The sequence below is a fragment of the Pseudonocardia sp. TRM90224 genome (assembly GCF_021245725.1).
GTDB lineage: Bacteria > Actinomycetota > Actinomycetes > Mycobacteriales > Pseudonocardiaceae > Pseudonocardia.
In genome coordinates, this window is sequence record NZ_JAJGSX010000062.1 from 24,538 (window position 1) to 35,630 (window position 11,093).

Sequence of the window (11,093 nt, forward strand, 5' to 3'; positions counted from 1 at the left end):
CAGATGCGAGCCCGGTTGCGCAAGCCCCTCGTACCGGTCGATACCCGTGGTGATGGTGGGTTTGCGGTGGCGCCGTTGACGGTGGGGGCGCGGCATGTGCGGGTGGGACTGCAGCGGTGGGTCTCGACATTGGTCGTGACCGGGTATCCGCGGGAAGTCCACGCCGGCTGGCTCGAACCGCTCACCTCCTACCCCGGCCGGCTCGACGTGTCGATGCATGTCGAGCTGGTCGACCCGACTGTCGCGGCGGGTCGGCTGCGCCGACGCCTGGCGCAGCTGGAGTCCGCACGGCGATCCGACGCCGAACACGGACGTCTGCTCGACCCTCACGACGACGCCGCCACCGAGGACGCCTACAGCCTGTTCCACCGCCTCGCCCGCGGCGAAGGAAAGCTGTTCCAGGTCGGGCTGTCCCTGACCGTCTACGGGGACGACGAGCGCGACCTCGCTCGACGCGTCGACGAGGTCCGGGCGCTGGCCGCGAGCCTGCTGATCGACGCCCGACCCACCGCGTTCCGCGCCGCCAACGGCTGGATCACCGGCCTCCCACTCGGGCTGGAACGCCTGCACCAAACCCGCACGTTCGACACCGACGCCCTCGCCGCGGCCTTTCCGTTCGCCTCCGCCGAGCTCCCCACCCACAACCGGGGCCGGGTAGGAGCGGGGGTGTCGCCGGGCGGCGTGCTCTACGGGCACAACCTCGCCAGTCCCTCTCTGGTGTTCTGGGATCGGTTCGGTTGCGACAACTACAACGCCGTCGTCCTGGGCCGCTCCGGCGCCGGCAAAAGCTACCTGGTGAAACTCGAGCTGCTGCGGTCGCTCTATCGCGGGGTCGAAGCACATGTCATCGACCCCGAGGACGAATACCGGCGCCTCGCCGACGCGGTCGGCGGCGCCGTCATCCGCCCCGGCGCACCAGGGGTGCACATCAACCCGTTCGACCTGCCCCTCAGCGTCCGGAACGGGCGGATCACCGCCCCGCGCGACGCCTTGGCCCGACGCACCCTGTTCCTGCACACCTTCCTCGCCGTATTGCTCGGTGAACCGGTGACCGCGATCGAGCGCGCCGTCCTCGACACCGCGATCACCACCACCTACCGCCACGCCGGCATCACCCCTGACCCGGCCTCCTGGACCCGCCCCGCACCCCTGCTCACCGACCTCCGAGCCACCCTGAACAACCCCGCGCTCAACGACCCCGGGCTCAGCAGCGGCGACACACCGGCCGGTGCGGGGGCGTCGGCCGCGGCGGCAGCGACCCGACTGGCCGCGATGCTGCACCCGTTCACCGAGGGTTCGTTCGCCGAACCTTTCGCCGCGCCCACCAGCACTCAGCCCGATGCGCATCTAGTGGTCTGGTCACTGCGGGAACTGCCGGAGGAGTTGCGGGCAGTCGGGACACTGCTCGTGCTGGACGCGATCTGGTCCCGCGCCACCAACCCCGACGACCGGTGGCCGCGGATGATCGTGGTCGATGAAGCGTGGCTGCTCATGCAACAGCCCGCCGGCGCGCAGTTCCTGCTGCGTGCAGTCAAGGCCGGCCGCAAACACTGGGTCGGATTGACCATCGCCACCCAAGACACCAGCGACGTGCTCGCCTCCGACGCCGGGAAAGCGCTCATCACCAACGCCGCCACCCAGATCCTGCTGCGCCAAGCACCGCAAGCCATCGACACCGCCGTCGACACCTTCAACCTCACCGACGGAGAACGCGACCTGCTGCTCTCCGCAGACAAGGGCCACGCTCTGCTCTGCGCCGGCCGGCACCGCGTCGCTTTCCACGCCATCGCCGCCGACGCCGAACATCGCTTGATCACCACCGATCCCGCCGAGCTCGCCACCCACACCCATAGCCTCGACGACCCCGATGCCGACGGTGGCTGGACCGACGACGCGCCGTCTGCCAGGTCCGCGTTGGTGGATCTGGGGCCGGCATGACCAGCCCCGTAATCGACCTTTCGGTGGTTACCGCGTGGTTGCACGTCATCGCGGGCGCGGTGAGCACGCCCGCCGGTGGCGCCGCCGTGACTGTCGCGCTGCTGGTGGGAACAGCGTTGCGGGTAGCGGTGCGGCGGGCTCGACATCGTTGGCTGTGCACCGGCGCGCGGATGGTTACCGTGCTCACCCCACCCGATGTTCCAGCAGATGCCGCGAAGGCGTGGTGGGGCACCGTCGCAGGACTGCTGCGTCCGCGCTGGAAGCGGCTGGTGTGGGGGCAGCCGCACCTGAGCTTCGAGTACGTCATCACCCCGGCCGCCGCGACAATTCGGGTCTGGGTGCCCGGCCCGATCCCACCCGGAATGATCGAACGCTCCCTCGCGGCCGCCTGGCCTGGGGCGACCACTCGCACCGCTCTCGCTCCACCGCTACAGCGACCACCCACGTCCGACAACCACGATCGGAGCTCTGTCCGACGTTTCGTCACCGTGGGCGGGGTGCTCCGGCTGGCCCGGCCTTCGGCCCTGCCCATCAGCGATGGGGTCGCCGGCGACCCCATCGCCGCGCTCCTCACCGCGACTACCCCGGCCGGTCCGACCGCAGCGACGGCGGCTGGTGCTGGCCAGGTGATCGTGCAGGTCCTGGCCCGGCCGGTGCCAGCGCGCCGAGCCGGCCGCTCTGGACGCCCCGGAATCGGCCGGGTGCTGGACCTCGCCGGCCGCATCCTCGCCGCGCTCGCCCACGAGGCCCTCATGTTGCTCTCCCCCGGCCGTGTCCGCGGCAAAGCACCGGTTGCCCGCGGCGCATCCATCGGCTCCTTCTCGGCGGGTGATCCGCGGGCCCGGTTGGAGCTCTCCAGCAGCGACCGCGCCGCTGTCGCGAAGGCGCACGGCGCCGCGTTCGAAACCCTCGTCCGCTACGCCGTCACCACACCCGTCGACATCAACACCGCCCGCGACACTGACATCGGCGGTAGCGATGGCGGTGATGTCGGCGGTGATGTAAGTGATGCACCGGTCGCCTACCGCGAAGCGCTCGCCCGGGCGCGGGGTCATGCTCGAGGGAACGCCCAAGCCCTGACGAGCACTTTCGCTGCGTTCACCGGACACAACTTCTACCGCCGCCATCGCCTGCGCCGGCCCGTCCACGCCGTCGTGACCCGGCGCCTCGGACGCGGGGACCTGCTGTCGACCACCGAGCTGGCCGCGATCGCTGCCCTCCCCACCGGGCCGGTGCCGAACCTGCTCCAAGCCCGTGCGCGCTCCGTCCCTCCACCACCCGATGTCCCGCGACCCGGGCCTGAGGTCAAACCGTTGGGCGATGCCACTCCTGTCGCCGCCGGCAGCATCGGGTCCGGCAGGCGGGGGCGGGCGGTCGGGGTGAGCGTGCCTGACGCTCGGCATCACCTGCATGTGGTCGGCTCCACCGGAACCGGGAAATCGACTCTGCTGGTTCAGCTGATCCTCGCCGACATCCGCAGGCGGCGCGGTGTTGTCGTAATCGACCCGAAAGGTGACCTGGTCACTGACGTCCTCGCACATCTCCCACCCGCGAAACGCCAGCAGGCCCTGATCATCGACCCCGACCGGCAAGGACCCCTGCCTGGGCTCAACCCGCTAAACCCGCCGCGACCGGATAGGCGGGATGACTTGCTGGTCGTGGAGAACCTCGTCACGATCTTCCAGCGGGTGTTCGCCGCGAGCTGGGGCCCACGCACCGACGACGTCATGCGCGCCGCCTGCCTCACCCTGCGCGCTCAACCCACACCCCGCTCCCTGATCGACCTACCGACCCTGCTCAGCGACCCAGACATACGCAGCCGGCACCTGCGCGCGGTCACCGACCCGGTCCTGCGCGGATTCTGGGACTGGTACGAGCAGCTGTCCGACTCCGCCCGCGCGCACGTCACCGCGCCCCTGATGAACAAAGTCCGCGCGATGCTGCTGCGTCCGTTTCTCCGCACCCTGCTCACCGGACCTGGCCCCGATATCGGCCCTGGTACCGGCGCGGCTGAGCAGGTCGACCTGTCCCGTGTGCTGGACGGCGGGATCCTGCTCGCCCGCCTCCCGAAAGGCTCTCTCGGTGACGAAGGCACCCGGCTGGTCGGGTCGATCATCGTCGCCCATACCTGGGCTGCCGCGACCGCTCGCGCCATCCAACCCGTCGCGAGCCGGCGTGACGCGAGCCTGGTCATCGACGAATGCCACAACTTCCTCAACTTGGCTCACAGCCTCGACGACGTCCTCGCCGAAGCCCGCGGCCTGCGCCTGTCCGCGGTCCTGGCCCACCAGAACCTCGCCCAACTCGGCCGCGACCTGCGCGAGGGCATCTCCGCTAATGCCCGCAACAAGCTCATCTTCAACGTCGGGCCTGAGGACGCTCGCGAACTCGCCCGCCACACCCACCCCCGCCTCGACGAGCACGACCTGAGCCGGCTCGACGCCTTCACCGCGGCGGCGCGCCTCGTCGTCGACGGCGCCGAAACCGCCGCGTTCACCCTGCACACCCGACCACTGCCCAGCTGCCGCACACCCCCGTATCGCCCGACGCGCCGCACCGCAGTCCCAGTCGGGCAGACATCCCGCCCGCTCTCCTCGCAAGGACAACCACCATGACGACACCCCACGCACAAAGCGCGCACCGTGCGCCGACCACCCGGCCCCGACGCCATTCCCGCATGGGCCGCCACCATTACGCGCAGCTCGCGCGGCGGCTCACCCCGCGCGACCGATGGCTCATCCGGATGCTGCACGAACACCAGGTCCTCACCAGCACCGACGTCCACACCATGGCCTTCCCCTCGGCCCGCTCCGCCCGGCAACGCCTGCTCGAGCTGCACGACTGGGACATCGTCGACCGCTTCCAGCCGCTGCTGCGCAGCGGCTCAGCACCCATGCACTACGTCCTGGGCGCCGCCGGCGCAGCCGTGCTCGCCGCCGAGGAAGGAATCAGTCTGCGCGAGCTCGGCTACCGCCGCGACGACGTCCTCGCCATCGCCCACCGCCACACCCTCGCCCACACCATCGCCATTAATGGACAGTTCACCCATCTCATCGCCGCCAGCCGACACAGCACAGCGGCGCGGCTGGCGGCGTGGTGGTCCGAGCAGCGCTGCAACCGTCACATCGGCGACCTCGTCCGGCCCGACGCGTATGGCCGCATCCACCTGACCGCCCACGCCGCGCACACCCCCCATGCCGCCCATGGCGCTGTCGCAGCCGCATCCGGAACGTCGGCGAGCGAGCAGAGTTTCGAATGGTTCCTCGAACTCGACTTCGGCACCGAATCCCTGCCGCGTCTCGCGGCCAAGCTCGACAGCTACTCCCACCTCGCCGCCGCGCTCCCCACCAGGACCGTCACCACGTCCGGCGGGAACCCCGACGCGGTCACCATCCTGATCTGGCTGCCCGGGCGTCGTCGCGAAGCCCACGCCCGCGAGCACCTCACACACGCCCTGCGCGGCCTCGACCAGCCCCACCAGATCCGGATCGCGACCGCGTCACCTTCCCCGAGCACAGAGCAGCTAGATGGCAACGGCACCGGCGACGGCCATGCGCCATCGACCGTGCCAGCCCAGGACGAGCACATCTGGCAACCGCTCGACTCGCTCCACCCGGCGAGGCAAGCGGCCGGAGAACATCGCAGCAGCATGTCCGAGCTGGCTCGACGATGGGCCGCCCCACGCGCCTCGTTCCACGAGTTCATCGAGTCCATCCCGACCCGCACGTCCCGGACCGTCCAGCTCGAGGCACCCGATCCGCTGCCGCCTGACCCCGCCACGTTCAACCCTGCCGTCACCCACCGTGTGCGCTGGCCATCATCCACACCTGTACGTCGAACGCCGACATGAGCCGCGTCGTGCTCATCCTCGCCGCCGTGGTCGGAGTCGTCGTCCTGCTGGTGGCGGTCGGGCTGGTCGCGCTCAGTTCCGCCGTCCGCAGCGTCATCGGCGGTGTTCCCAGCACGACGGCCCTCGAAGACATCCCACCGTCGATGGCGCAGCTCTACCACGCGGCAGCGGCGACCTGCCCCGGTCTCGACTGGGCTGTGCTCGCCGCCGTCGGGAAGGTCGAAACCGACCACGGCCGATCCCCACTACCCGGGGTCAGCAGCGGCGAAAACCCAGCAGGTGCTGGCGGTCCGATGCAGTTCCTCGCCGCGACCTTCGCCGACGTCGTCGCCCGCCATCCGCCACCATCGGGTGGTGCGACACCGCCGTCTCGCTACAACCCCAGCGACGCCGTACACGCCGCCGCCGCGTACCTGTGCGACTCCGGCGCCCACAACGGCGACCTACGCACAGCACTGTTCACCTACAACCACGACAGCAGCTACGTCGACCAGGTCCTCGCCCAAGCCGACATCTACCGGGCACCCGTCCCGCAACGCGATGCCGGAACCGCCGCTTATGCCGCGCTCGCCTACGCCCACAGCCACATCGGGCAGCCCTATCTGTGGGGCGGCGACGGACCTGCTGCCGGTGAGGCCGGGTTCGACTGTTCCGGCCTCACCACCGCCGCTTACGCCGCAGCCGGAATCACCTTGCCCCGCACCGCGCAAACCCAATACAACACCGGCCCGCTCCTACCGCCCGGCGCACCTCTCGCAGCCGGGGACCTGCTGTTTTTCGGCACACCTGCGGGGGTCCATCACGTTGGAATCGCCACCGGACAAGCCACCCTGATGGTTCATGCACCCCATGCTGGCGCGACCGTCACCATTGGCGAAGCGAGCGCATTCCCTGACTTCTTGGCCGCGAGCCGACCGGTCAGTCGCAGCGGCACTGAAAGTCCGCCGGACTAGGACAACCACGGTGCTGTCAGTGCGCCTTCTGGAAGGCATCCAGGATGTCCGTGGAGATGCGTCCACGCTCTGACACGTTCAGGCCCTGGCTCTTCGCCCATGCACGGATCGCCTGGTTCTGCTCCCGGTCCGTCGCCGGGCGGGATGCGGCCGAACCTGTGGCGCGGCGACCTCCGGTGCGACGCGCAGCTGCGATGAACGGGGCGAGCGCTTCACGCAGCCGAGCGCTATTCTTCTCGGAGAGGTCGATCGCATACTGTCGGCCGTCGATCGCGAAATCGACCTGTCCATCAGCGACGCCTCCATCGAGATCGTCCACCAATGTGACCGTCGTCTGGGTAGCCATGTGGTCTTCCGTCCTCACATGATGGATGGTGCCGCCCATACGGACAGCTGCGAGGCTCTGCGCGTAGTCAATGGTGGCGCGCAGAGCGCTGAAGTGGCTCTGACCATAGAACAAGCCCATCTCATTGTCGAATCGCAACACTCGAATAGGGCAACGTCAACGGCACCGGCGCGTCTCGGACGCCGCCGCCATGGTTCTTGTGGCGAGCACCCACCCTACCCATGCTCGCTTACTCAAGTACTTCATCCGCGTGTCACGCATCACTGTGTCGGTGCTCAAACCCGGGTGGGAGCCGTTCGGCGCGACGACGTTGGCCCCTGTGGATGCGCCAGCGAACAGCCATTCCTACTAAGGAGGCCATACCGCCATGGTCGTCGTCGCATCAGTGGACACGAGCTTGATCACGTCGCCACTTCGTCGTGCCACAGCGGTATGCTGAAGCCGGTGCCGACTCCATCGATCTTGTGCGCACCGGTCGGGTGCCCGAACAGGACAGCGGACTCGGCTGGCTCGATCGCAACCACAGTGATCGAGCCGTCTTCCCGTCGCAGTGTCTCGGCGCCCGAAGTGGGCAGTGGTTCCGACGATCTGCACGAACACATCCAGCTCGCTGTCGGTTTGAACCCAGATCTCGTCGGCCATCGTGTGGTGCCGCCCGTGAACGACCTCGGACGCGCGCCTCCAGCTGCTTGATGTGAAGGCGGCGCCGTCCGGAATGCGGGAGTGGCCGTTCTCCCGGCATGGTGCAAAGGCCGCGGCATTACGACCGCTCGCGGTCGATGTCTGCGTCGGCATCATCGACGTCGGTGTCGATGGCGCCTGGCGCCTCGGCTTCGGTGTGCCGGTAGCGCCGTGGTTTGTCGGATGTGCGGTCTACCGTTCCGGTGTCGACGAGGCGTTCGAGGGCGTTGGCGATCGCGCCGGGTGAGCGGCGGAGCTTGTTGCCGATGTCGACCGGGCTGTATTCGCCGGGGTGGTCGAGCAGGTAGTCCTCGATCATTCCGCGTAGCTCCCCGGCCTGTAGCCGGACCGAGCCAGAACGGTTCGGGTTCGACCTTCTTGCCGTCGCCGTTGTGCTGCTGGCTGTTGCACCGAACGAGGCAGTGACCGACCTGCGCGGGACACGGGTGGGCTCCGCCGATGTGTCATGGCCGGTGCCCGCGTTCGTGTCGGCGCCTGAGTCGTCCAACTGGGCCGGAACACAGCCTGGACGACCGATGGTCGCGTCATCACCCTGATCCGAGCCGGCAGCCAGTGCCGCGTGCTGGTCCGACGGATCCACAGTGGTGGTTGCTACTGGCATGGTGCCTCGCGAGGACATCGCACTGCCATCGGGCAGGGATGGCAAGGTCGATGGTGCAGCTGTCCAGGTGCGGGCCGCTCGCGGTGTGTCGCCCGGTGTGCTGACGGCGCTGCCGTCTGCGTACCAGGTGGCGAGGATTTTGCTGGCGGTGGATGCGCCGATTCCGGCGTGAGTGGCGAGTTCGGCGGCGGTGCGGCCGGGGTTGCGGCGTAGCGCTGCCCAGAGTCGGTCGCGGATGGCGTCGCTGCGTCCTCGACGCCCGTCCGCTCCTTCTCGACATGGGTTGCCGCCGGTGCGGGTCAGGTCGTCAGACGTGGCGTCGGCGGTGGGGTTGTTGGTGGGTGGCGGTGCGGTGTTCGGCATGACGGTTCCTCGGTGTGGATGAGGTGGTTGTGGACGTCATGCCCCCGGGGGCGGCGAGGTCGTCTGGCGCGCGCTGCCATGGGTGGCGGCCTCGTCATGTATGAGCGCTCTGTCGGACGCAGAGGTCAAGCAACTCGTGCTGACCTCAGCCTGGGACTTTCGTTCACGCGCTGGATCACACGCTTGCGACGGGAGCCGGGTGGACTTTGAAGCGGCAGCGCAGACTGTGTCCGGCGTCGCCAAAGAACTCAGGGTGTGGCGGCACGTGGTCACCCGCCACCTGTTCCAGGTACCGTCCGAGGTCGGCAAGGGTGGCGATCAGCGCCACGGGTACCTCGCCGGCGCACGCTGAACATTCCCCGAGCAGGTGGAACAGGGACAGGTCGACGGGATCCGGGATGAACCGCAAGGTGCGGGCTGGGCTGTCGGGATTGCAGACGACAATGTGGTGCCAGGCGTAGCCGGCGTAGGCGCGCCGCGGGTCGGTGGTGACGACGACGTCGGCAGGGTGGACGCCCAGCATGGCCGTGACGTCCCGACCGATCGCCGCTTGCACTCGACGCCGGTACAGATCGGTGCCGAAGACGTCGTTGGAATGCCTGCGGTGACTCTCCAAGGCTTTCGCGGCGTTATCTGCGATGGACATGGCACGATCTCCAATCGGAACAGAGGTCGAAGTCTCGTCGAATTGACTAGCTAATAATAGCTCTGCACTGGCCCACCCGCAAGGCATTGTCCGATATTTGACCAGTCGGGCTCAGCGCTCGATTCCAACCCCGGCATCCGCGCATTCAATCCATCGACCAGACGTGAAGATGGTCGAACTCGAATGGTCCTGAAGCTATTCAAGGATGAAGGATCGACATAACCTGCACGCCATCGATTGAATAAACGGACAGCGCATACTCTGCGTTTCATCGGCAACAGCCCTGCCTGCCAGCTGTCAGCATCACAGTACGGCCGGAGTTAGTTAGTTTGTTGGGCCCTGCAGGCTCAGTCGGGGTTGCGATCGGCACCTGCAAGTGTGGTGTGACCTGCGGCTTCTGACTGCAATGGGGGCGGGGTCTGGGCGGCTCCCTTGACGGCGGTCCTATCGGTTCCCCTGTTGGTTCCTGTGGTGGTGCGCTGTTCGTGGTCCTTGCGGCGAAGTGTCAGGAGACAGGATGCGGCGGCTTGGCGAGTTCTTCGTGGATAAGGCGTGCGAAGTCCGCGGTGGCCGGGCTGGGCGATTGTCCGATATCTGAGAGTAGCGCCATCAGGAGGCGGAGTGTGTTGTCGGCTCCTACATTGTCTCCCATTCGCAGCTGGAGGGCGATGATGTCGTGGTAGAGCTTTTCGTTGACGTCGTCGCGGCGGGTGGTGGTTTCGAGGAGGTGCAGCGCGGTTTCGGGTTGGATGGTGGCGTAGTGGCGGACAAGATGTGCGCTGGTGGTGAGGAATGTGCGGCGGGTGGCTTCGCGGATGGCGAGGATCCATTCGGTGCCGATGCCGTCGGCGAGGGGGCCGCGGTAGAGGTCGTGAGCGGTGCGCAGGGTGTCGAGTGATTCGTCGGTCAGCTCGGTCGTGGGGCGGCTGGCGTCGGCGCTGGGGTTCTGGTGGCGAGGTGGGTCTGCGGTGGCGGCAAGGAAGTTCCAGTAGTCGACGGTGACGGTGTCGGGGTTGATGCGGTAGGTCTCGCCCTCGATGGTCACGATGTCGGGAAGGTCGTCACCGGCGTCACTGCAGTGGGCGCCCCGGTTGCCGAGGGCGTGGTTGCGGAGGGCGCTGCGGAGGCGGGTGATGATGGCCGAGAGGTTGTTGGCCGGGCGACGGCGGTTGGTGTCGGGCCACAGTGCGGCGACGACGGCGTCGCGGCGAGCCCCGTGCGGATGGAGGGCGAGGAAGATCAGCAATTCCAGCATGCGGCCGGTGAGCAGGGCCGTTACATCCCCCGGCTCCTTCTCTCCTCCGCCGCTGTCGCCCTCGGCGGGTCGGAGCAGGAGCGTCGGCCGACCCAGGAGCAGCAACGCCCATGGTGTGCGCACCTGGCGTGGTTCCTGAGGCGTCTCGCTGCCCATTGGGGTGTCGGTCGTCGGTGCGGGTGCTGGGTGGTGATGCGGCTTCGAGGCGAGGTCGTCGGGTTGGTTGTCGCTGGCGTGCTGGGCGAGGTCGAGCAGTTCGAGGGTGGTGACCAGGTCGACGACCGCGAGCCGGCTTCCTTCGAGCGGCGTGACGCCGGGTGAGCAGGTGACGACGGTCCCGTCGCCACGGACGTAGATCGTTCTGATCTGCTACGCAAATTTCGGACCGCTTGAATTTGTTTCGATTATGCGACTTGCTGGAGATCAGTCCAGTCTTTGA

The 11,093-nt window shown here is 68.1% G+C and carries 9 protein-coding genes; 5 read left to right on the plus strand and 4 right to left on the minus strand.

Annotation, left to right across the window (positions count from 1 at the left end; translation table 11 throughout):
• Positions 1-3: 3 nt before the first annotated feature.
• From LL648_RS40625 to LL648_RS40640, 4 genes are all read left to right on the plus strand, one after another.
• Positions 4-1,938 carry a VirB4 family type IV secretion system protein gene (locus tag LL648_RS40625; RefSeq protein ID WP_441344313.1) on the plus strand — a complete coding sequence of 645 codons (1,935 nt, stop codon included), beginning with the start codon at positions 4-6 and terminating at the stop codon, positions 1,936-1,938.
• The gene (locus tag LL648_RS40630; RefSeq protein ID WP_232668306.1) at positions 1,935-4,553 is read left to right on the plus strand and encodes a type IV secretion system DNA-binding domain-containing protein; all 2,619 of its coding nucleotides are present in this window, start codon (positions 1,935-1,937) and stop codon (positions 4,551-4,553) included. Before LL648_RS40625 ends, LL648_RS40630 begins: the two co-directional genes overlap by 4 nt.
• A gap of 128 nt (positions 4,554-4,681) precedes the next feature.
• Entirely contained in the window at positions 4,682-5,788 is a 1,107-nt protein-coding gene (locus tag LL648_RS40635; protein WP_255687476.1) for a replication-relaxation family protein, read from the plus strand.
• On the plus strand, positions 5,785-6,741 hold the full coding sequence (locus LL648_RS40640) for a C40 family peptidase (protein ID WP_232668308.1): 957 nt from the start codon (positions 5,785-5,787) through the stop codon (positions 6,739-6,741). The genes LL648_RS40635 and LL648_RS40640 overlap by 4 nt, the downstream gene beginning before the upstream one ends.
• A 16-nt stretch (positions 6,742-6,757) precedes the next feature.
• Here LL648_RS40640 and LL648_RS40645 read toward each other — a convergent pair whose 3' ends face one another.
• The 4 genes from LL648_RS40645 to LL648_RS40660 form a co-directional block, all read right to left on the minus strand.
• Positions 6,758-7,228, minus strand: coding sequence for a histone-like nucleoid-structuring protein Lsr2 (locus tag LL648_RS40645; RefSeq protein ID WP_308190456.1), 471 nt, complete (start codon positions 7,226-7,228; stop codon positions 6,758-6,760).
• A gap of 619 nt (positions 7,229-7,847) precedes the next feature.
• A complete protein-coding gene (locus tag LL648_RS40650) occupies positions 7,848-8,753 on the minus strand; it encodes a hypothetical protein (RefSeq protein ID WP_232668309.1) in 906 nt (301 codons plus the stop codon).
• A gap of 175 nt (positions 8,754-8,928) precedes the next feature.
• Positions 8,929-9,399 (minus strand): hypothetical protein, encoded by a 471-nt coding sequence (locus tag LL648_RS40655; RefSeq protein WP_232668310.1) that lies wholly within the window; start codon positions 9,397-9,399, stop codon positions 8,929-8,931.
• A gap of 505 nt (positions 9,400-9,904) precedes the next feature.
• Positions 9,905-10,810: an AfsR/SARP family transcriptional regulator gene (locus tag LL648_RS40660; RefSeq protein WP_232668311.1), complete on the minus strand. Its 906-nt coding sequence runs from the start codon at positions 10,808-10,810 to the stop codon at positions 9,905-9,907.
• 33 nt (positions 10,811-10,843) lie between these two features.
• Here LL648_RS40660 and LL648_RS44690 point away from each other — a divergent pair, with 33 nt between their 5' ends.
• The gene (locus LL648_RS44690) at positions 10,844-10,975 is read left to right on the plus strand and encodes a hypothetical protein (protein ID WP_255687471.1); all 132 of its coding nucleotides are present in this window, start codon (positions 10,844-10,846) and stop codon (positions 10,973-10,975) included.
• Positions 10,976-11,093 lie beyond the last annotated feature (118 nt).